Genomic DNA, 21,139 nt, shown 5'->3' with positions numbered 1-21,139 from the left:
CATACGCCCAAATGTCAGGTTGCCCCAGCCTAAACGACTTGTCAGGTCAGGTATTCCAGCGCTTTTCCAAAGACTTCGGGGTCGGCGTTGCCGCCCGATGCTACCACGATCACTGCATCGCCTTCGATTTCGTCCGCGCGATACAGGGCCGAGGCAAGCGACACCGCTCCGCCCGGTTCCAGCACGATCTTGAGGCGCAAAAACGCTTGCGCCATGGCGCGAAGCGCGTCTTCCTCGGACACCGACAAGCCCGGACCGCAAAGCCTATTCAAGATCGGAAAGGTGATCTGACCCGGTTCCGGCGTCAGGATCGCATCGCAAATGTTGCCCGCTGCGGCGTTGTTGCTTTGAATGTGCCCTGTTGCCAAAGACCGTTTGACGTCGTCGAACCCCTGGGGCTCGCACGGGCGGGCTCGCAGCCCCGGCGCGTGGCCTTCCAGCGCCAGCGCAATGCCCGAGGTCAACCCGCCGCCGCCGCAGCACACCAGAACATCCGCCTTCTCGATACCCAAATCGGCCGTCTGCCGCGCCAGTTCCAGCCCGACGGTGCCTTGTCCTGCGATGACCTGAGGTTCGTCGTAAGGCCGGATCAGGGTCAGACTGCGTTGGGACGCCAGTGCCTCGCCAATTTCTTCGCGGCTTTCGTTCGCGCGGTCATACAGAACGACCTCTCCCCCCAGCGCGCGGGTGTTGTTGATCTTTAGCTGCGGTGCGTCAGAGGGCATGACAATGACCGATGAAATCCCATGCTGAGCTGCAGCAAAGGCCACGCCCTGCGCGTGATTGCCCGAAGAATAGGCGATGACACCGCGCTGCCGGTCCGCATCACCAAGGGCCGATATCGCCGACCAGGCCCCGCGAAACTTGAAGCTGCCGGTATGTTGCAAACACTCGGGTTTCACCAGCACGCGGCGGCCCGCGATTTTGTCCAGAAACGGCGAGGTTAGAATCGGTGTCTCGCGAACATGCCCTCTGAGGCGCTCGGCGGCGGCCTCGATCATTTCAAGTGTGCTCATGCGGTGACCAGTACCTTGCGAATGAGTTCTACCGACTGTGGTTCATCCAGAAACGGGGGATGACCACGGTCGGGTATTTCTGTCGATATAAGATCAGGGTGGCGGTTGTGCATTTCAGTCAGCGTGTCTTTGCCCAAAATATCCGAATTTGTGCCGCGAATGACGCCGGTTGGAATGCTCTGCAGTGCTTCAAACAGGGGCCACAGATCAGGGGCGGGCCCTGCAGCGGCCTGTTCCAGAAGCGCTGTACGCAGCGCAGGATCATAGCTGAGGGTCAGACCATCAGGCGTTTCGTCGAATTGGACTTCCGCCTGCTGCCGCCAACGCGCTAGTGACACGCCGGGAAATTGGGGCCCCAAGACGTGCTGCAACGCCCGGGCCGCCAAATCATATGTTTTGGAAACGGGCTGCTTGCCGACAAATTCCATGATCTTGGCGATACCCGATGGTTCCAGCACCGGACCGACGTCGTTCAAAACAACGCTCAACAACCGTTCGGGATGGCTGGCGGCTAGCGCCATGGCAATCAGCCCCCCACGCGAGGTGCCGATGACATTCACACGGTCCAGACCAAGATGGTCCAGCAGCTCGATCGCGTCTTGAGATTCGCGAAGGACGTTGTAGTTCATAAAGTCCGGGTCATGGTTCGAGCGACCGCGCCCGCGGTAATCCATCGCAATTACCCGCATGTCACCCAGATGCGGCGCGAGGAACGAAAAATCCTTGCTGTTGCGGGTCAACCCGGCAAGGCAAAGCACAGGCGCACCAGAGCCGGTGTCCTCGAAAAAAAGACGCCTGTCATCAGACGAAGTGAAAAATGCCATTAAAGTCCAGCCAGTTGCGGAATCGTCGTTAGGTCGGACAGTACATGCGCAGGCTTCCATGGCAAGCGGTCCATCGGTTCCCCGGCGCGATTGACCCAGGCGGTGACAAAGCCGTACCCGCTGGCCCCGGCCGCGTCCCAGCCATTCGAGCTGACGAATAACACTTCGTTCCGGGCACAACAGAACCGTTCCTGCACAAGGTCATAGACCCGCGAATCCGGCTTGAAGACTCCGACGCTTTCCACGGACAACACGTCGTCCAAAACGTCCCCGATACCCGCTGACTGAACCGCGCCATCAAGCATCGGTGGCGAACCATTTGACAAGATCGCTGTTTGCAACTCACCCGCTTTTAATGCACGCAGCATTTCTGGAACTTCGGGATAGGCCTGCAATTCCCAGTACAGATCCAGAAGCCGTTGCCGCAGTGTTGCGTCGCCGTCCAAGCCGGTCGCCTCAAGCGCCCAGTCGAGGCCATCCTGCGTAACATCCCAGAAATCCGCGTGTGCGTCTGTGACTGCGCGCAGCCAGGTGTATTGCAGCTGTTTCAGGCGCCAATGATTGGCGAGTTCGGGCCACTTATGTTGCAGTTTCTCAAAGCCCGGTTCCCCGGCTGCTTGCCGCGCGGCGGCGGCCACGTCGAACAGCGTTCCATACGCATCGAAAATGCAGGTTGTGATTGGCATCCGGTCCCCTCCTGATCGTCCGGCGCAGGTTTGCACAACAATAACGTGCATGAAAGAGGGTGGGGTTTACAATGTCGTGTTACCTCCTAGGCTTGGCCGCTAAACCCCAAAAGAGGCCGGAGACCAATATGACGGAAATCAAACAAGGCGACACGGTTCGCATCCATTACACAGGAACGCTGTTGGACGGAAACGTCTTTGACAGTTCCGAAGGACGTGACCCGCTGGAATTCGTCGTTGGTACGGGCCAGATTATCCCGGGTTTGGATTCGGCGATGCCGGGTTTGAACATTGGGGACAAAAAGCGGGTCGAGATCACCTGCGTGGACGCCTATGGCCCGATCAATCCCGCGGCGCGCCAGCAGATCCCGCGTGAAGGCATTCCGGACGATATTCCGCTGGATCCTGGCACCCAATTGCAAATGCAAACGCCAGACGGACAGGCGGTTCCGGTGACGGTGGTCGAGGTCGACGAAGCAACCGTCACGCTGGATGCCAACCATCCATTGGCTGGTCAGGATCTGATTTTCGATATCGAGGTCGTTTCGATTAACTGACCAATGAAACGAGTTGGATCAGCCTGTTATGAGACTGATCCAGGCTTTGACGGTTTCCCGCATCTGCGGCTGTGTGAAAAACACAAACAACAATAGGGTGGTCAGGGCCAATAACGCGACTAGTCCGCGCGTGCCCAGGAACCCGGATTTGCGGCGTGACCGGATGCTGCGAGTGTTGCTGGTGAGGATATGTTCGGCTTTGCTCATGCCGATATCCCTGCCCGTGAAAGATGGTCAAATCTTGGCACCGGCAGGGAAAGATCAGGTCACATGTGATCGGGCTGTGGCATGCCCAGAACGTGGAAGCCGCCATCGACGCGAATGATCTCGCCCGAGGTGCATGCGCCCGCATCTGAAGTGAGGTAAACGGCCGTGCCGCCAACAGCCTCGAGCGTTGCGTTCGAGCGCATCGGCGCGTTCTGATCGCAGAATTTGTAAGTCTTGCGGGCACCGCCGATTGCAGCACCTGCCAGCGTCTTCATCGGGCCGGGCGAGATCGCATTGACTCGAATGCCTTCTGGACCCAGATCGTTGGCCAGATAGCGGGTCGCCGATTCCAGTGCGGCTTTGGCCACACCCATGACGTTATAGTTCGGAACAACCTTGTTCGATCCCTGATACGTAAGGGTCAGCAGCGTGCCGCCATTCTCTTGCATCAGCGGATAAGCGCGGCGCGCGACCTCGATGAAGGAATACGCCGACACGTCCAGCGAGTGCTTGAAGTTGGCACGCGTGGTGTTCAGAAAACGTCCCGTCAGTTCGGATTTATCCGAAAAGGCAATCGCATGAACCACGAAGTCGATGGTGGGCCAGCGCGCGCCAAGCTCTTCGAATGCGCGATCCAGTGAGGTGTCATCCGTGACGTCCGCGTCCACCATGAAATCACTGCCCAGGCTTTGGGCCAATGGCTCAAGACGTTTACCGAACGCCTCGCCCTGATATGTGAATGCCAGTTCGGCACCGGCCTCATGCATGGCCTTGGCAATGCCCCACGCAATCGAGCGGTCATTGGCCACGCCCATGATCAGGCCGCGTTTTCCTTTTAGAAGATCCGACATTACATTCACCCGTTATACTTCGACAGGATCATGGACCCGTTGGTGCCGCCAAAGCCGAAGCTGTTGGTCATCACACTGTCCAATCCTGCGTTTTCAACTACTTGAGTTGCAATTTCACCGGGCATTATGCCTTCGGCAAGCGTGTCGACATTGATCGACGGCGTAATAAAATCATTGTCCAGCATCAGCAGGCAGAAGATCGCCTCCAGCGCGCCTGCCGCACCCTGAGCGTGTCCGGTCATCGACTTGGTCGATGAGATCGGGGGCACATTGCCTTCACCAAAGATTCGGCGCACGGCTTCAACTTCGCCAACGTCTCCAACCGGGGTCGAGGTGCCGTGGGCGTTGATGTAGCCGACTTTGCGCCCTTCGGGCATGGTCGACAGAGCTAGACGCATCGCGCGTTCGCCACCTTCACCGGATGGTGCCACCATGTCGTGGCCATCCGACGTGGCCGCATACCCAGTCACTTCGGCATAAATTTTTGCGCCGCGGGCCAGTGCGTGTTCCAGATCCTCAAGAACGACGATCCCGCCGCCGCCGGAGATGACGAATCCGTCGCGATCCTGGTCGAATGCCCGGGATGCTTTTTCCGGAGTGTCGTTGTACTTGGAGGACATGGCACCCATCGCGTCGAACAGGCAGGACAGGGTCCAGTCCAGTTCTTCTCCGCCACCGGCGAACATGACATCCTGTTTGCCCAGCATGATCTGTTCCGCCGCGTTGCCGATGCAATGCAGCGAGGTCGAGCAGGCCGAGGTGATTGAATAATTGATGCCCTTGATCTTGAACGCGGTCGCAAGGTTGGCCGAGATCGTCGAACACATGCATTTCGGCACGGCGAAGGGGCCGATACGCTTGGTCGCGCCGGATTTCAGAACAGTCTGATGCGCCGTCAGCATTGCGCTGGTCGACGGACCGCCGGAACCGGCGACCAAACCGGTGCGCGGGTTCACGACCTGGTCTTCTGTCAGGCCAGCATCGGCGATTGCCTGATTCATGGCGATATGCGCGTATGCTGCACCGGGACCCATGAAGCGAAGGGTACGCTTGTCTACATGCTCAGCCGGATCGATCTTGAGCGTTCCGGCGATCTGACTGCGAAAGCCGTGTTCGACCATCTGCTCGTTGGCCTCGATGCCGGACTTTCCGGCCTTGAGAGAGGCCAATACTTCCTGGGCATTGTTCCCGATGGAGGACACGACCCCCAAACCGGTGACAACTACTCGACGCATGTGCGTGCTCCTTATTTCGGGCCGGTCAGGCTCAGGCTTCGGACAGAACGACTTTCATGTCTTTGACATCGTAAATCATTTCACCATCCGCTTCGACGATACCATCCGCCACACCCATGGTCAGGCGGCGGGTCTGGATCGCTTTTTTGAAGTCGATCTTGTAGGTCAGCATCTTGCGGTCCGGGCGGACCATGCCGGTCAGCTTGACCTCGCCGACGCCTACGGCCATGCCGCGTCCCTGCCAGCCACGCCAGCCCAGGTTGAAACCAGTCAACTGCCATAGGCCGTCCAGTCCCAGACAGCCGGGCATGATGGGGTTGCCGGGGAAGTGGCAATCAAAGAACCACAGGTCAGGGGTGATGTCGAATTCGGCCAGTATGTGGCCTTTGCCATGCGCGCCACCATCGGCCGAGACGTCGGTGATCCGATCCATCATCAGCATCGGAGGTGCAGGCAATTGCGCATTACCGGGGCCGAATAATTCGCCACGGGCGCATTTCAGCAGATCGTCCTTGTCAAAGCTGCTCGGGAATTGGGCCATTCTGCCGCCTCTCCTGCCAGGGGTCCGTTCGTTATATCTGGCCTCGTCTAGCACCCGTATGCAAGGTCCTGCAAGAGCAGCACGTCACATCCTGTTGTGCAGACGGCATTCTTTGCGAATGAATTTCATTTGAAATTACCCGAACACAGCACCTATATATGGTTCAGCAACAATTGGGTTTCGGATTGATGACACCTCAGAGCCAGAACAGAGCCACAGATTGGTTGGTTGACGCGGGGCTGCGCCCAACGCGCCAGCGTGTCGCTTTGGCCGAGCTTTTAGTCGGCGATGGTCGCCATCGGCATGTCACTGCCGAAAGCCTGTTTGAGGCGGCCAAAAAGAATGGGGACGCCGTATCTCTGGCAACGGTCTACAACACGCTGCGCGCGTTTTGTGAGGCCGGGGTTCTGCAGGAGATCACGGTTGATGGCTCGAAAAGCTATTTCGATACCAATACCCACGATCATCCGCATTTTTTCTGGGAAGACGAAAGCCGCCTGAGTGATGCGCCGTCGGATCAATTGGTGATTCAACGCCTGCCCGAAGCGCCCGAGGGCGTTGAAATCGCGTCGGTCGACGTAGTGATCCGTCTGCGGAAAAAGTAACTTAGACTAAAAAATCCATCAGAATCTGTTCCGCCTGTGCAATGTGCGGCTCTGTTGGGCCGGTGCCATGGCGCGCTAGAACCACAGGTTCCGCAGCGATGTCATCCAGGATTCGGCGACTGACCAGGGGCATTCCGTCATAGCTGACGTCCGAGGGCGGGGTGGCATAGCTGATCGCGACCCCCTCGTGATGAGCGGCAAGACTGCGCTGGATTTCCAGCGTTGCCGCCCGGTGTGCCACTGAAGGCCGCAATCCGATCTGCCGAAACAGTCCAAGCACGTGCTGTGATGAGAGGCCTTCGTTTGACAGGATCAGCGGATGGGCGGCCAGCTCGCTCAGCGAAACAGACGGCGCTTGCGCCAATGGGTGATCCGGGGCCATGATGGCATTTGGCCTGCTGGGGAAAAGGGTCTGCTGTCGAAATCCGGTATCCATGCTCAAGCCGTATGTCAGCGCCAAATCTATGGCCCCGTCGATCAGGCCGGTTATCAGCCCTTCGAACCCGTCCACTTTGTACGAAATGGTCAAATCCGGCAGTGCCGCACGCAGAGGGTGCAGCGCCTTGGCCAGCAAAAACGGGGCCAAATCCACGAAACACCCCAATCGCAACTGTGCCCTGGTTGCGCTGACCTGATCCGCTTTCTCAAGCCGGGCCGCATTGGTCAGCAAGTTTTCCGCGTCTTCGATAAATCTGCGTCCTTGCGGGGTCAGCGCCAGCGCGGCCCCGCGTTTTCGCGAAAATAACGGATGGCCAAGATGCGATTCGACGCGCGTCAGAGCGGTGGACAGCGCAGGTTGTGAGACATTCAGCTGTTGCGCCGCGGCAGACAAGCTGCCGAAGCGGCCGATAGCACAGACATATTCGTATTGGCGAAGTGAAATATATAACATGAAATTAAACCTATCTTAGAAAGATATTATTTGAACAGAGGGGTCATCCATGTGCAGATCGTCCTACCACCGACACGGAGACAGACATGACGCACCCCTTGGTTACTCACGAAATGATCGACACCTATCAACGGGACGGCGTTGTCCTGATCAAAGGGCTATTTGCCGATCACGTTGAGGCCCTGCGCGAAGGGGTGGCAGCGAATATGGCGGATCCCGGGCCGTATGCTTCCGAGAACAAGAAAGAAGGCCAGACGGGTCGGTTTTTCGACGATTATTGCAACTGGTCGCGCATTGAACAATTTCAGACGGTCATTCACGAATCCCCGGCGGCAGAAGTCGCGGCAGATTTGATGCAGTCGGATACAGTGCAGATGTTCCACGACCACGTTTTGGTCAAAGAGCCCGGAACCTCGATGGCGACGCCGTGGCATCAGGATGGGCCCTATTACTTTGTTGAAGGGCAGCAAACGATCAGCTTTTGGTCGCCGCTTGATCCGGTCACGCAAGCCACACTGCGCTGTGTGGCAGGCTCGCACCGGTGGGAGAAAGAGGTCTTGCCGACCCGCTGGGTTTCGGAAGACGGGTTCTTTCCCGACGAAGGCCAGTACATCCCGGCCCCGGACCCGGATGCCGAAGGGATGCGGGTTGTCGAGTTCGAGATGGAGCCGGGCGACGCGGTTGCTTTCAACTATCGCACGCTTCACGGCGCGCGAGGAAATCAATCCGACAGCCGCCGCCGCGCATTTTCACTGCGTTTGGTTGGTGACGATGCGCGATATGTCGAGCGGCCAGGCCGGACATCGCCGCCGTTTCCGGGGCATGACATGATTCCAGGCCAGCGCTTGCGCGAGGATTGGTTTCCGATGTTGCTGCGGCGGTGATCAGACACCGAAGAGGTCAAAGGGGCGGGTCAGAACCACTGGCCCGTTTCGATCAACCCCATCTCAAGCAACTGGTTTGACGACCATTCGAACGGGATCGAATTGCGCCAGCGGAATGTTGGAATGTCGAAGGTAGATCCTGCGTTGGTTTTCAAGGCTTTGGCTGCCCGGAACGAGCACACCGCAGCAGTCAAATTGTGGTGCCACGGGCAAGAATACGTATTGTATTCTTCGTCGTTAAACGTGTGATCCGGCCGCAATAACAATCCACTTTTGGATTTGAACAGGGCGATCCGGTCAATTCGGCGGTTTTGTGCGGGAACGTGTTCTTCGAACCGCCATCGTAAACCACCAGACATATCCAGCTGGCGCTCCTTCGGGTGCTTCATTGAATCCAGACGCGCCTGGGCAAAATACCCTGTGCGATCCATCATCGCGCGTTGAGGTGCGACGCCATTCGGGAATTCGTTCAGATCCTCGGCATACAGATCGACAACATGGCTCAGCATCGAGTCGCGGCGCTCTTCAGTGTGAAACGCCAGCATCTCTCCGATTGAACGCGTCTCGCAAAAGGGAAAGAAGAGGTACTCGGCGTTAAAGCAGTAATACATCCACAAACCTGGTGCCGCCTGAATGATCTTGTTGATCGTCTCAAACACGATGGTGCGGGGAACGCAGCTGAGAGTGACGCGGTGAACTTGATCCCCAAGTTCGGGGTCCAGCACAAATTCCTGCGGCATGAATACGATCAAAGACTCAAAGCCCAGATTCAGATGGTGACGGATGGTGCTATCAATTTCGACGTCATCTTCGACGAAAACCAACGCGAGGGGTCCCTTTGCCAAAGCGGCCTTGCCCGTTTGCAAAAAAGAGTCGAGAGATTCGTATTGCATTGCCTGTCCGCTGCCGCCTTGCTGGAGTTTCGGGTCAAAATCAGGTAATCGCGTCGCCATTGCAAGCGGCGTTCGTTGGGTATAGACGACGCCGATCCCGCGAATGCAAAGGCCGTTTTCATGTCAGAACCCAAAAAGCTGTACATCAAGACCTATGGTTGCCAGATGAACGTATACGACAGCGAGCGTATGGCGGAAACGCTGGGCGGTCAGGGTTACGTGGAAACCAAAAGCCCCGATGATGCGGATATGATCCTGCTGAACACCTGCCATATTCGGGAAAAAGCCGCGGAAAAAATCTATTCCGAGCTTGGCCGGTTCAAAGGTTTGAAGACTGAAAAGCCCGACCTCAAGATCGGTGTTGCGGGATGTGTTGCGCAGGCGGAAGGCGAAGAGATCATGCGTCGTCAGCCGATGGTCGACCTTGTTGTTGGCCCGCAAAGCTATCACCGCCTGCCCGAGATGGAGGCGAAGACGCGCACCGGTGCCAAGGCACTGGACACGGATTTCCCCGAAGAGGACAAGTTTGAGAAACTCAAAGGCCGACCAAAGGCCAAACGTGGTCCGACTGCGTTTCTGACGGTGCAAGAGGGCTGCGACAAGTTCTGTGCCTTCTGCGTGGTGCCGTATACGCGCGGTGCCGAAGTCAGCCGTCCCGCCGATCGTATCCTGCGCGAGGCGAACGATCTGGTCGAACGCGGGGTGCGCGAAATCACTCTGCTGGGGCAGAACGTCAACGCCTATCACGGCGCTGGTCCTAATGGTGACATGACGCTGGCCGGTCTGATCTGGGAGCTGAACAAGGTCGACGGGCTGGAGCGGATCCGGTTCACCACCTCACATCCCAACGACATGGCCGATGACCTGATCGAGGCGCACGGGACGTGCGACAAGCTGATGCCTTATCTGCATCTGCCGGTTCAGTCGGGTTCGGATCGTATCCTCAAGCGAATGAACCGCAGCCACACAGCCGAGAGCTATCTACGCCTGATCGAGCGTATACGCGCCGCGCGTCCGGATATCGTGATGTCCGGCGACTTCATCGTCGGCTTCCCTGAAGAGACCGAAGAGGATTTTCAGGCCACCATGGATTTGGTGGAAGAGGTCAAATACGGATATGCGTATTCGTTCAAATATTCGACCCGCCCCGGAACACCGGCGGCTGAGCGGTCTCAGGTTGATCCCAAGGCTGCAGACGATCGTCTGCAGCGGCTTCAGGGGTTGATTACCCGTCACCAGCGCGAGATTCAGGACGCGATGGTTGGCCGGGACGTGAAAGTGCTGTTTGAAAAACCGGGTCGTTTGCCAGGTCAGATGGTCGGAAAGTCCGAGTATCTTCATTCGGTTCACGTGTCTGACGCTGATGTTGCGGTGGGCGAATTGCGCGATGTCCGGATCATGTCATCGGGCGCAAATTCATTGGCGGGTGCGTTGCGCTAACGCGTCCGTTATTTGGATTTTGGAAACCATACGGATTTGTTAATTCCAAATTTACCCTTGATTTATTACTCGGAATTATGTTCCGAGAAAAATCAGGTTGCTTAGAGGTCGAGTGTTTTGTGCCTTTGGGAGACCTCATCTCTTGCCGACGGGATGGGCAGGTCGGTGAATGGAAAGGGTACGAGTGAAGACTTTGAAACGTTTTTCTGGGCGGCTGTTGAAATCCGCCCTTACCACCGCGATCGCTGTTTCGGTGCTTCCCGGTGTGACCGCTGCAGGCAATCTGGATCAAGGTCTCTCTGACCCTCCTGTCGTCAACCCAAAACGGTTCGGCAGTGACGTCAGCGCCTTTTATCTGGGTGCTACGGGCGCGTACGCTTTTGGGGGCGACGATCGATTTGGACTGACTGGACCCGGCGGAACCTCGGAAGTAGGCGACCTGGACCTGAGCGGTTCGTTGGGTGGCGTGCGTGCCGGGTGGCGCGGCGTTTTGCCTGCGCGCGGCGGGCGCGACTATGTTTACGGGTTTGAGCTTGGGTACGAGTTCGGCTCGCTTAGCGATGACGCCTCCAACCAGATCAACGGCCAGACGGTCACGGGCGGGTCCGAAATATCGGACGTGTTCTCGATTCGGCTGCGCAATGGCCTGACCAATAAAAGCGGTACAGTGTTGTATTTTGTGTCGGCTGGATATGTGAATGGCGACATCAACACAACAAGCAGACAGGCCGTCCAGGGGGGCTCTCAATTCTTCGAAAGTGGCGGCCGACGCAGCGGCTTTACCGCCAGTATCGGAGCCGAACATAACCTGACCGAACACTGGTCGATCACGGGGGAGTTCGAATACGTTCAGTTCAGCGCTGAAAACGTGGATTTCGGCAATGGAACGTCGACCAGATCGACACCGAAATATCGCGGTCTGAAGCTGGGTTTGAACTATCGGTTCTGACACGCCGACTAAAACAGCGGCGCCAACAGGTACCGCGCACGGGCCGGGCGCATTGGCGGTTTTGCCATTTGGGCGGAAAAAATGAAACTGTGGCTTGCGCCCACCAAGACTTCCTGTCTACGCTCAAGGTGAAACGCCAAGACAGGAGAGCGGATTGGCCATCGGTGCCCTAAACCCACCGCAAGATGAAATGCCTCAGCGCGAAGCGTTTGTTGAGTTTCCAGACAACCGATTATTAATTGACCTGTGCGGGGAATATGACCGCAATCTGACAGATATTGAGCAAAAGCTCTCAGTTCAGATCGTGCGCCGCGGGAATCAGCTGGCCGTGATGGGTGACGAAGACGCCCAGAAGCAGGCCATCGAGGTTTTGCAGGCGCTGTACACACGCCTGGAAGGCGGACGTGACGTCGAAGCGGCCGATGTGGACCGCGAGCTGCGGATGGGGGGCTCGGAGACGGGAACTGGCAGCCGCGACGGTGATCAGCTTGAGATGTTCAGAGGTGGCACGGTCGAAATCAAGACGCGCAAGAAACTGGTCGAGCCGCGCACGGATGCGCAAAAGGCTTATGTCCAGTCGCTGTTCCAGAACGAACTGGCCTTTGGAATTGGCCCTGCCGGTACAGGTAAGACCTATCTTGCCGTGGCCGCTGGCGTGTCGATGTTTATCGGCGGCCATGTAGATCGGATCATTCTTAGCCGCCCTGCAGTCGAAGCTGGCGAAAAGCTGGGCTATCTGCCCGGCGACATGAAAGACAAAGTCGATCCTTACATGCAGCCGCTTTATGACGCATTGAATGACTTTCTTCCCGGAAAGCAGCTGGCCAAGCTGATCGAAGAAAAGCGAATCGAAATCGCGCCGCTGGCCTTCATGCGGGGACGTACGCTGGCGAATGCGTTTGTTGTGCTGGACGAAGCTCAGAACGCCACGACCATGCAGATGAAAATGTTCCTGACGCGTCTGGGTGAAGGTAGCCGAATGGTGATCACTGGTGACCGCTCGCAGGTTGACCTGCCGCGCGGTGTTCAGTCAGGGTTGGCCGATGCCGAGCGTTTGTTGAATACGATACCAAACATCAGCTTCAACTACTTCACGTCCAAGGATGTTGTGCGCCACCCGCTTGTGGCCGCCATTATCGAAGCGTATGAGGCCGACTCGGGCCGGGAGAAAGCATAGTCGTCCCGGTTGCGGCCACAGGGCTTTGGACACGGTGAGATGAACCTGGAAGTGACGATCGAAGATGCGCGCTGGCAACAGCTTGAACCGTTGGCCGCGCGCGCGATAAAAGCTGTTTTGGACTTTTGCGATCTGGACGCCGAGCTGTGCGAAGTCAGCCTGCTGGCCTGCGATGATGCGCGAATTGCTGATCTGAACGCGGAATTTAGGGAAAAGCCCACTCCGACCAATGTGCTGAGTTGGCCTGCCGAAGATCTGGCCGCTGATGAAGCGGGGCAGAGACCTGCCCGACCCACGCCAGACTTTACGGGCGAAATCGCGCTGGGCGACATTGCGATATCTTTCGATACTTGCGCCCGCGAAGCAGCCGACGCCAGCAAAACTATGGACGATCACGTCACGCATCTGATCATTCACGGAGTGTTGCACTTGCTGGGTTATGATCACATTCGTGACCCCGACGCCACTTTGATGGAAGGGGTCGAGGTCAAGATACTTGGCAAAATGGGTATAAATGACCCATATAGTATGTAATAGGGGCCGCATTGGCCGATCATTTGGAACAGGATTATGGGCGATACAGACGGCAGTTCTATGGCGGCGCAGAGCGCGCATCCGAAGGACAGCGGTGAAAATGCCAGCGAAAAAACTGGCTTCTTTTCTCGAATAGTGGACGCGTTCTCGCCGCAGAGCGACGAAGAGGTCAGCGCGACCAATGGACATGAGGTCGACATGGTTCAGCCTCGCGGCATGATCAATCTGCGGCGAATGCGGGTCGAAGATGTGGCTATTCCTACGGCGGAAATCGTGTCTGTGCCCTCGACAATCAGCAAGGATGAGCTGGCCCAGGTTTTCCGGGACAGCGGCCTGTCCCGTATTCCCGTCTATGAGGGAACGCTTGATACGCCTTTGGGGTTTGTGCACCTCAAGGATTTTGCGCTTACGCACGGATTTAATGGCACGGGTTCAGAGTTTGATCTGGTCTCGATGCTGCGCACTTTGTTGTTTGTGCCGCCGTCGATGCCTATTGGCGTATTGTTGACGAAGATGCAGACCGAACGCCGCCATATGGCGCTGGTGATTGACGAATACGGCGGTGTTGATGGTCTGGTGTCGATCGAGGATCTGATCGAACAGGTGGTTGGTGAGATCGCCGATGAGCACGATGCCGACGAAGGTCAGCTTTGGATTCAGGACAAGCCCGGTTGCTATGTTGTGCAGGCGCGCGTTCCGCTAGAAGATTTCGAGGCCGAGATCGGGCGTTCTCTGACAAGTCACGAAGACGTGGACGAGGAAGAAATCGACACGTTGGGCGGATTGGTCTTCATGCTGTCTGGTCGCGTCCCCGCACGAGGCGAGGTCGTGTTGCATCCCGAAGGTCCCGAGTTCGAGGTGATCGACGCCGACCCGCGCCGGATCAAACGTCTGCGTGTCATGTTGCCGGATCGCGTTGAATGAACCCTGCACAGGGCTGGCCGTTTTGGCTTCGGTTAATATCCGCAGCTCTGCTGGGCGCGATCGCGGCGTTTGGGCTTGCTCCGTTCGGCATTTGGCCGGCAACAGTGATCGCATTGGTCCTGCTGTCGCCTCTGTTTCTAACGATTGAGACGCGGGTGAAGGCGGCCTGGTTGGGCTGGGCCTTTGCGACCGGGTATTTCGCACATGCGCTCAGTTGGATTGTCGAACCGTTCCTCGTTGATGTCCAGCGTCACGGATGGATGGCGCCTTTTGCCCTGACATTCATGGCAGGCGGCCTCGCTCTGTTTTGGGCGCTTGCCTTTTGGCTGGTGCGGCGTCCCGACAGCGATGGCGTATCACAGGCCGTGTTTCTGGCGATTTCAATCTCACTGCTGGAATTTGCCCGAGGGTATGTCCTGACGGGGTTTCCCTGGGCGGGGCTGGCGCAGGTCTGGGTGAATACACAGGTCGCGCAGCTATTGTCTCTGTTCGGGCCATATGGGCTGGGCGCGGTGACTTTGCTGGCGACTTTGCCGCTCGGGGCCGCGCTGTCGCGGCGCGATGGCTATGTGGTTCCGTCAGTCCTGACCGTTGGAACCGCGTGTTTCGCATTGATTTATGCCATGTCGCGCCCGGTTGTTACGGACACTGACAATGCTGTTCGCCTCATTCAACCAAATGCGCCCCAGCATCAGAAATGGGATCCGGATTACGCCCCGCTGTTTTTTGCCCGTCAACTAGAGTTCACAGCGGCGGCCCTGCGACCGGATTTGATTGTCTGGCCGGAAACCTCGGTTCCTGCATGGCTGGGAAGCGCGCAGCCTTATCTGACCGCAATCGCCGACGCCGCGCAGGGGACGCCCGTATTTCTGGGAATTCAGAGAGGAGACGGCCCGCGCATCTACAATTCGATGATCTATCTGGATGAAGATGGCCGGCAGCAGGGGCTTTATGACAAGCATCATCTGGCACCCTTTGGCGAATATGTGCCATTTGGCGACATGTTGGCCCAGTTCGGAGTTTACGGAATGGCTGCCACTACTGGCAATGGCTTTAGTGCCGGACCGGGTGCTTCGCTGATGGACGCTGGCAAGCTTGGGAAAGCCCTGCCACTTATCTGCTATGAGGCAGTCTTTACTCAGGACGTCTTGTCTGCACCGGGTCGTGCCGATTTTTTGCTGCAGATCACCAATGATGCATGGTTCGGAACGCGCTCGGGGCCGTATCAGCATCTGGCACAAGCTCAGATGCGCGCCATCGAGCAAGGGTTGCCGATGATGCGGTCGGCCAATACCGGAGTGTCAGCGATGATTGACCCGCTGGGTCGTATTACCAGGGCCTTACCTCTGGGGCAGGCCGGTTTTCTCGATGCGACATTGCCCAAGGCGCTGGCCCCGACTGTGTACGCCCGGTTGGGTGATGCACCGGTATTTGTCGCGCTGTTGGCGTTTTTCGCGCTGTTTTGGCGCAACGCCAGAGAACAGCAATAGTATTTGCGGATTGACGCTGTGTTTCTTGATGCGTATCCCGTTGCATGCTCATTACAACGGCTTCCTGACGTGATGGGATAATCTTAATGGAGCACTTTCATGTCCCGACAGAACTACACATTTACTTCGGAGTCTGTTTCCGAAGGGCACCCGGACAAGGTTTGCGACCGGATTTCCGATGCCGTACTTGACGCATTTCTGAATGAAGAACCCGAAGCGCGCGTGGCGTGCGAAACCTTTGCTACGACCGACCGGGTCGTCATCGGTGGCGAAGTTGGTCTGTCTGATCAGGAAAAGCTGCACGATTACATGGGCCGCATCGACGAGATTGCGCGCGCCTGTATCAAAGACATCGGATACGAGCAGGACAAATTTCACCACGAAACCGTCGAGGTGACGAACCTGCTGCACGAACAGTCCGCGCACATCGCCCAAGGTGTGGATGCAGCGGCAGACAAGGACGAAGGTGCCGGTGACCAGGGCATCATGTTCGGTTATGCGACCACTGAAACGCCTGCGCTGATGCCGGCCCCAATTCAGTATTCGCACGCGATCCTGCGCCGTCTTGCCGAAGTGCGCAAGAATGGCAGCGAGCCCGCATTGGGCCCTGATGCCAAGTCGCAATTGTCGGTCATTTACCGTGACGGCAAACCTGTGGGTGTCAGCTCGATCGTGTTGTCGACACAGCACCTGGACGAAGCGCTGACTTCGGCCGACATTCGCGCGATTGTAGAGCCCTATATCCGTGAAACCCTGCCTGAAGGTTGGTTGAGCAACGATACCGAGTGGCACGTGAATCCCACGGGCAAATTCGTGATCGGTGGCCCGGATGGTGACGCAGGTCTGACTGGGCGCAAAATCATCGTAGACACCTATGGTGGCGCAGCGCCGCACGGCGGTGGCGCGTTCTCGGGCAAGGATCCGACCAAGGTGGACCGTTCGGCTGCGTATGCCGCGCGTTATCTGGCCAAGAACGTTGTGGCTGCCGGAATGGCAGAACGCTGCACGATCCAACTAAGCTATGCGATCGGCGTTTCCAAGCCGCTGTCGATCTACGCCGACACTCACGGCACTGGTGAAATCCCGGACGCAGAAATCGAAAAGGCTGTCGGTCAGGTCATGGATCTGACCCCGCGCGGCATCCGGCAGCACCTGCAGATGAACAAACCTATCTATCAGCGCACGGCGGCTTACGGCCACTTTGGCCGCGAACCCGAGGCGGATGGCGGTTTTAGCTGGGAACGGACCGATCTGGCCGATGCGCTGAAAGCGGCCGTCTGATCCGAATTATCAAAGCGCGCCGACATCGGCGCGCTTTTTTTTGTTGGCCGGTGATTACTACGCCCCTCTTGAACCAACCTCGGTGTCGCAGTATGGCCACCGCCATGAGCACCCAGACCCCACAACGCCCGCGCAGAAACTTCTATGGCCGCTTCAAAGGGAAAACCCTGAAGCCCAGCCAAAAGACGTATCTGAACGAAGACCTTGATGCACTGTCACCGGGTGCGGTGGATTGGGAAACCAATCCCGAACGCCATCCGCTGGATCTGAACGCTCTGTTCGATGGCAGGGACGTCTGGCTTGAGGTCGGCTTTGGTGGGGGTGAGCATCTTGTGCACCAGGCTGCCAGCAACCCCGATACCGGCATTATTGGGGCCGAACCGTATATCAACGGAGTCGCTATGCTGTTGGGTAAGATTCGTCAGGCCGGGGTCGAAAATCTGGCGGTGCATCCAGGCGATGTGCGCGATCTGTTCGATGTTCTGCCCGAGGCCAGCATCTCACGCGCTTTTTTACTTTATCCCGACCCTTGGCCCAAAACGCGGCACCACCGTCGCCGTTTCGTGACGCAGGAACATCTGGAGCCTTTGGCCCGCGCCCTGAAGCCGGGGTCTATTTTCCGCGTTGCTACCGACATTCCCGACTATGTGCGCCAGACGTTGGAAGAGGTGCCACGCGCCGGGTTCGAATGGCTGGCCGAGCGCCCTGCCGACTGGCGCGAGCCGTGGGATGACTGGATTTCCACCCGCTATGAACAAAAAGCCCTGCGTGAAGGCCGTACGCCACACTACCTGACCTTCCGCCGCAAAGACTGATTGCGGCTGGACCAACCGGCCCCAATTCGCTAATCCGCCTTGAACTGATAGCGAAAACAGGAGCCCCCATGTCCGGACACGGCACGCCCATCCCGATGACCTCGCATCCTTGCGGCCCGCTGACCGGAACGGCAGAGGTGCCCGGTGACAAGTCAATCTCGCATCGGTCGTTGATTCTGGGCGCGATGGCCGTGGGCGAGACCCGGATCTCGGGCCTGTTGGAAGGCGAAGATGTTCTGGACACCGCCAAGGCCATGCGCGCCTTCGGGGCCGAGGTCACCGATCATGGTGGCGGCGAATGGACCGTGCATGGTGTAGGTGTCGGTGGCTTTGCCGAACCCGATCAGGTGATCGATTGCGGCAACTCGGGCACCGGCGTGCGCTTGATTATGGGCGCGATGGCGACCTGTCCGATTTCGGCGACTTTTACAGGCGACGCGAGCCTGAACAAACGCCCCATGGCGCGGGTCACAGATCCGCTGGCGCTGTTTGGAACGCAATCGGTGGGCCGTTCAGGGGGACGCTTGCCGATGACTATCGTTGGCGCGGCTGACTCCACGCCGGTGCGCTACGAGGTACCCGTACCTTCCGCCCAGGTAAAATCTGCGGTACTGCTGGCTGGCCTCAATGCCCCCGGCAAAACCGTTGTGATCGAGAAAGAGGCCACACGTGACCATTCCGAGCGTATGCTGGCGGGCTTTGGCGCGGAAATCACCGTTGAGGACACTGATGAAGGCCGAGTTATCACCCTGACCGGTCGCCCCGAGTTGAAACCGCAGGTCATCGCCGTTCCGCGCGATCCGTCCAGCGCGGCCTTTCCGGTCTGCGCTGCGCTACTCACGCCGGGGTCGGACGTTCTGGTGCCGGGCATCGGCCTGAACCCTACCCGAGCAGGGTTGTTCACCACGCTGCGCGAGATGGGTGCAGACCTGACCTATGAGAATGAGCGCGAAGAAGGCGGCGAACCTGTCGCCGATCTGCGCGCAAAGTACTCGCCGAATATGAAGGGGATCGATGTTCCACCGGAACGCGCAGCCTCGATGATAGATGAATACCCGGTTTTGTCCGTAGTTGCGGCAAATGCCACCGGCGTCACGATGATGGGCGGTGTAAAAGAGCTGCGCGTGAAGGAAAGCGACCGGATCGACGCAATGGCCCGGGGCCTGCGTGCCAATGGTGTAACCATCGAAGAAGGTGATGAATGGTGGTCGGTTGAGGGGCTGGGCATCGGCAACGTCCCCGGTGGCGGCACCTGCGAAAGCTTTCTGGACCACCGGATCGCCATGTCGTTCATGATTTTGGGGATGGGGGCCAAAAAGGGTGTAACCGTCGACGACGCGGGCCCGATCGCGACGTCGTTCCCGATTTTTGAACCTTTGATGGCCAAGTTGGGTGCGAAACTGCAACGAAATAATCGGTAGGTTTGATGTCGGATTCACAATTCACTATCGCCATTGATGGACCAGCTGCGGCAGGGAAGGGCACGATCTCAAAGGCGGTTGCGGCGCAATTTGGGTTCGCGCATCTGGACACCGGGCTTTTGTACCGCGCGGTCGGCAGGCGGACTTTGCAGGGACTGGGGCCGATTGCGGCAGCACAAGCTCTGACCCCCGAAGAGTTGGAGCAGGGCGATTTGCGCACGGCCGAGATCGCGCGGGCGGCCTCAAAAGTAGCTGTAATCCCCGAGGTTCGGGCCGCGTTGGTTGACTTCCAGCGTGCTTTTGCACGCCGCAGTGGGGGCGCTGTGCTGGACGGTCGCGACATCGGTACGGTAATTTGTCCCGAGGCCGAGGTGAAACTGTTCGTCACCGCCAGCCCCGAAGTTCGGGCTGAGCGTCGGTTTCTTGAGCTCACCGCGAAGGGCAATGATATCTCTCAGGAACAGGTGCTGTCGGACGTAAAAGAGCGCGACGCGCGGGATACGGAACGCAGCACCGCGCCCATGAAGCCAGCAGAGGATGCAGTCCTGCTGGACACGTCAGATCTGAGCATCGAAGCCGCCTTAGCAAAGGCTGTCGAGGTCATCGAGAAGGCAAGGCCCGCAAAATCGTAACTTCGCGGGCCTTTGGCTGTTAGATTACAGCTCTCCGACCGCGATGCTTTTGATCTTGGACCACTGATTGTCAGCGGTTTCAGATGTGGCAGAGACATCTTCAAGGAACGCCGCGCGGGTATCTGCGTTCAGGAACAGATACAGCTTTCCGTCAGCCACCAGGTATTGATCCGGATCGCCGTCGAATTTTTTGCCGACAGAAACGCCGAACGAACAGAACCCGCCATGTTGTGGCAGGTAGGCCGCCGGGTTGGCCTCGAACGCTTCGCGGTTGGCGGCGCTGGTGAAGTAATAAGATGCGCCGTCGTAAGTGGCCGAGTGTGTGGCAAAGCCATCGACCGGGTTGCCGTCGTTAACGAGTGTCACCAGATCGACCCCATGCGCGGCAAGCGGCGCACCGGCGGCAGAAATACCGTTTGATACGTTGATTTCATCCGCAGCAAAGGCCGGGGCCGCGATCAGGGGCAATGTGGCGATCAGGGTGGTAAGAACGATAGATTTCATTTGTGTTTCCTTTCCGGTTCAGAGTCCGGCCAGCAGGTCTGCCAGCCGCTGAACCAAAGCTAGGAACTCGGTTCTGAACGAGCTATCGCAGAAAGCCCCGAGTATCTTGCAGATCGTTCAAAGCTGTCAGTGCCTTCGAAATACTGTTCACCAAGCTTTGTTTGGTCAGGTCTGCGCCCCGACCCTATTGTCGGTCTATAGCCTGCAGGAGCGATGCCATGATCCGACTAGCCTTTTTGATGTTTTTCCTTGCCGGAGGTGCGTTGGCTCAAGAGACGGCTGAGCCGGAACCCCCAATGACGTATGAGCGGTTGGGAAAGATCATCTTTGCGCTCGATCCTGACGCGAAACCGTTTGGACCGGGGTTTGAGCTGAAGGTTGGGGACGTAACGGTGCTGGTCGTTACGGATATCAATGCAGACCGGATGCGGGCCATGGTCGCGATTGGTAGCGCCGAAGATTTGTCGCCCGCTGACCTTGAACGCGTGATGCAGGCGAATTTTGACAGTACGCTGGACGCGCGTTACGCGATTGCGAATGATATTTTGTGGGCTGCGTACATCCATCCGCTATCCCGGCTGGACAAGAACCAGCTGATCTCGGGGCTGGCCCAGACAGTGAACATCGCCAAGACCTATGGCACCTTGTACACCGGCGGCGCGGCGGAGTTTGGAGGGGGCGACAGCCAGGATCTGCAGCGCGATCTGATCGAAGAACTTCTGAAAAAAGGCGAGGAAATCTGACACGCGCCCGGGAATTGCGTTTGCTCTGATTTCAAGTT

The 21,139-nt window shown here is 57.9% G+C and carries 24 protein-coding genes and 1 riboswitch; of the genes, 14 read left to right on the top strand and 10 right to left on the bottom strand.

All coding sequences use genetic code 11. The features are described from left to right. Positions 1–41: 41 nt before the first annotated feature. The 3 genes from AC2FI8_RS13835 to AC2FI8_RS13825 are packed head-to-tail and all read right to left on the bottom strand — an operon-like array spanning position 42 to position 2,526. The gene (locus AC2FI8_RS13835) at positions 42–1,016 is read right to left on the bottom strand and encodes a threonine ammonia-lyase (RefSeq protein WP_496779587.1); all 975 of its coding nucleotides are present in this window, start codon (positions 1,014–1,016) and stop codon (positions 42–44) included. Beyond that, on the bottom strand, positions 1,013–1,840 hold the full coding sequence (locus tag AC2FI8_RS13830; RefSeq protein ID WP_496735382.1) for an alpha/beta fold hydrolase: 828 nt from the start codon (positions 1,838–1,840) through the stop codon (positions 1,013–1,015). The genes AC2FI8_RS13835 and AC2FI8_RS13830 overlap by 4 nt, the downstream gene beginning before the upstream one ends. Further along, on the bottom strand, positions 1,840–2,526 hold the full coding sequence (locus AC2FI8_RS13825) for a haloacid dehalogenase type II (RefSeq protein WP_496779585.1): 687 nt from the start codon (positions 2,524–2,526) through the stop codon (positions 1,840–1,842). The genes AC2FI8_RS13830 and AC2FI8_RS13825 overlap by 1 nt, the downstream gene beginning before the upstream one ends. A gap of 128 nt (positions 2,527–2,654) precedes the next feature. Between AC2FI8_RS13825 and AC2FI8_RS13820 the strand changes: the two genes are divergently transcribed. After that, positions 2,655–3,083 (top strand): FKBP-type peptidyl-prolyl cis-trans isomerase, encoded by a 429-nt coding sequence (locus AC2FI8_RS13820; protein WP_496779583.1) that lies wholly within the window; start codon positions 2,655–2,657, stop codon positions 3,081–3,083. Positions 3,084–3,101: 18 nt separating this feature from the next. Here AC2FI8_RS13820 and AC2FI8_RS13815 read toward each other — a convergent pair whose 3' ends face one another. From AC2FI8_RS13815 to fabA, 4 genes are read right to left on the bottom strand one after another with little or no spacing between them, the layout of a single operon-like run. Then, positions 3,102–3,290, bottom strand: coding sequence for a hypothetical protein (locus AC2FI8_RS13815; RefSeq protein WP_496740147.1), 189 nt, complete (start codon positions 3,288–3,290; stop codon positions 3,102–3,104). 59 nt (positions 3,291–3,349) lie between these two features. Further along, positions 3,350–4,141, bottom strand: coding sequence for an enoyl-ACP reductase FabI (locus tag AC2FI8_RS13810; protein WP_496735389.1), 792 nt, complete (start codon positions 4,139–4,141; stop codon positions 3,350–3,352). Positions 4,142–4,146: 5 nt separating this feature from the next. After that, positions 4,147–5,376 (bottom strand): beta-ketoacyl-ACP synthase I, encoded by a 1,230-nt coding sequence (gene fabB, locus AC2FI8_RS13805; RefSeq protein ID WP_496779581.1) that lies wholly within the window; start codon positions 5,374–5,376, stop codon positions 4,147–4,149. Positions 5,377–5,407: 31 nt separating this feature from the next. Next, entirely contained in the window at positions 5,408–5,917 is a 510-nt protein-coding gene (gene fabA, locus AC2FI8_RS13800) for a bifunctional 3-hydroxydecanoyl-ACP dehydratase/trans-2-decenoyl-ACP isomerase (RefSeq protein WP_282152633.1), read from the bottom strand. A gap of 188 nt (positions 5,918–6,105) precedes the next feature. Between fabA and irrA the strand changes: the two genes are divergently transcribed. Beyond that, positions 6,106–6,522 carry an iron response transcriptional regulator IrrA gene (irrA, locus tag AC2FI8_RS13795; RefSeq protein ID WP_109312620.1) on the top strand — a complete coding sequence of 139 codons (417 nt, stop codon included), beginning with the start codon at positions 6,106–6,108 and terminating at the stop codon, positions 6,520–6,522. 1 nt (position 6,523) lies between these two features. Here the strand turns inward: irrA and AC2FI8_RS13790 are convergent, their stop codons facing one another. Beyond that, positions 6,524–7,414, bottom strand: coding sequence for a LysR family transcriptional regulator (locus AC2FI8_RS13790; protein WP_496779579.1), 891 nt, complete (start codon positions 7,412–7,414; stop codon positions 6,524–6,526). Positions 7,415–7,500: 86 nt separating this feature from the next. Between AC2FI8_RS13790 and AC2FI8_RS13785 the strand changes: the two genes are divergently transcribed. Then, positions 7,501–8,298 (top strand): phytanoyl-CoA dioxygenase family protein, encoded by a 798-nt coding sequence (locus AC2FI8_RS13785; protein ID WP_496726800.1) that lies wholly within the window; start codon positions 7,501–7,503, stop codon positions 8,296–8,298. Between the two features lie 29 nt (positions 8,299–8,327). Here the strand turns inward: AC2FI8_RS13785 and AC2FI8_RS13780 are convergent, their stop codons facing one another. Further along, entirely contained in the window at positions 8,328–9,191 is an 864-nt protein-coding gene (locus AC2FI8_RS13780; RefSeq protein WP_496726801.1) for a hypothetical protein, read from the bottom strand. A 120-nt stretch (positions 9,192–9,311) separates the two neighbouring features. Here AC2FI8_RS13780 and miaB point away from each other — a divergent pair, with 120 nt between their 5' ends. The 10 genes from miaB (at position 9,312) to cmk (ending at position 19,854) form a co-directional block, all read left to right on the top strand. Then, on the top strand, positions 9,312–10,631 hold the full coding sequence (gene miaB, locus AC2FI8_RS13775) for a tRNA (N6-isopentenyl adenosine(37)-C2)-methylthiotransferase MiaB (RefSeq protein WP_496726802.1): 1,320 nt from the start codon (positions 9,312–9,314) through the stop codon (positions 10,629–10,631). Positions 10,632–10,824: 193 nt separating this feature from the next. Continuing rightward, the gene (locus AC2FI8_RS13770) at positions 10,825–11,580 is read left to right on the top strand and encodes an outer membrane protein (protein WP_496779577.1); all 756 of its coding nucleotides are present in this window, start codon (positions 10,825–10,827) and stop codon (positions 11,578–11,580) included. A 154-nt stretch (positions 11,581–11,734) separates the two neighbouring features. Continuing rightward, positions 11,735–12,757 (top strand): PhoH family protein, encoded by a 1,023-nt coding sequence (locus tag AC2FI8_RS13765; protein ID WP_058273235.1) that lies wholly within the window; start codon positions 11,735–11,737, stop codon positions 12,755–12,757. A gap of 39 nt (positions 12,758–12,796) precedes the next feature. Further along, positions 12,797–13,291, top strand: a complete 495-nt coding sequence (ybeY, locus tag AC2FI8_RS13760) for an rRNA maturation RNase YbeY (protein WP_496779575.1) — start codon at positions 12,797–12,799, stop codon at positions 13,289–13,291. 36 nt (positions 13,292–13,327) lie between these two features. After that, a complete protein-coding gene (locus tag AC2FI8_RS13755) occupies positions 13,328–14,215 on the top strand; it encodes a hemolysin family protein (RefSeq protein ID WP_496779573.1) in 888 nt (295 codons plus the stop codon). Beyond that, positions 14,212–15,705 carry an apolipoprotein N-acyltransferase gene (lnt, locus tag AC2FI8_RS13750; RefSeq protein ID WP_496779571.1) on the top strand — a complete coding sequence of 498 codons (1,494 nt, stop codon included), beginning with the start codon at positions 14,212–14,214 and terminating at the stop codon, positions 15,703–15,705. The genes AC2FI8_RS13755 and lnt overlap by 4 nt, the downstream gene beginning before the upstream one ends. Positions 15,706–15,750: 45 nt before the next feature. Continuing rightward, a riboswitch (SAM-SAH riboswitch) is annotated at positions 15,751–15,799 on the top strand. Positions 15,800–15,804: 5 nt separating this feature from the next. Then, on the top strand, positions 15,805–16,986 hold the full coding sequence (metK, locus tag AC2FI8_RS13745; protein ID WP_496767111.1) for a methionine adenosyltransferase: 1,182 nt from the start codon (positions 15,805–15,807) through the stop codon (positions 16,984–16,986). Between the two features lie 104 nt (positions 16,987–17,090). Further along, positions 17,091–17,801: a tRNA (guanine(46)-N(7))-methyltransferase TrmB gene (trmB, locus tag AC2FI8_RS13740; protein WP_496767110.1), complete on the top strand. Its 711-nt coding sequence runs from the start codon at positions 17,091–17,093 to the stop codon at positions 17,799–17,801. Between the two features lie 68 nt (positions 17,802–17,869). Further along, positions 17,870–19,222: a 3-phosphoshikimate 1-carboxyvinyltransferase gene (gene aroA, locus AC2FI8_RS13735; RefSeq protein WP_496779569.1), complete on the top strand. Its 1,353-nt coding sequence runs from the start codon at positions 17,870–17,872 to the stop codon at positions 19,220–19,222. Positions 19,223–19,227: 5 nt separating this feature from the next. After that, positions 19,228–19,854, top strand: a complete 627-nt coding sequence (cmk, locus tag AC2FI8_RS13730; protein WP_496779567.1) for a (d)CMP kinase — start codon at positions 19,228–19,230, stop codon at positions 19,852–19,854. A 24-nt stretch (positions 19,855–19,878) separates the two neighbouring features. On the opposite strand, the gene AC2FI8_RS13725 is transcribed toward cmk, so the two are convergent. Beyond that, the gene (locus AC2FI8_RS13725; RefSeq protein WP_496726812.1) at positions 19,879–20,358 is read right to left on the bottom strand and encodes a YHS domain-containing (seleno)protein; all 480 of its coding nucleotides are present in this window, start codon (positions 20,356–20,358) and stop codon (positions 19,879–19,881) included. Positions 20,359–20,576: 218 nt separating this feature from the next. On the opposite strand from AC2FI8_RS13725, the gene AC2FI8_RS13720 reads away from it, so the two are divergent. Next, positions 20,577–21,101: a hypothetical protein gene (locus AC2FI8_RS13720; protein ID WP_496779565.1), complete on the top strand. Its 525-nt coding sequence runs from the start codon at positions 20,577–20,579 to the stop codon at positions 21,099–21,101. The last annotated feature ends 38 nt before the right edge of the window (positions 21,102–21,139 follow it).

The organism is Ruegeria sp. CDSB029 (genome assembly GCF_059611125.1).
The sequence above is the reverse complement of the archived record's forward strand: the minus strand, read 5'-3'. Positions and strand labels throughout refer to the sequence as shown.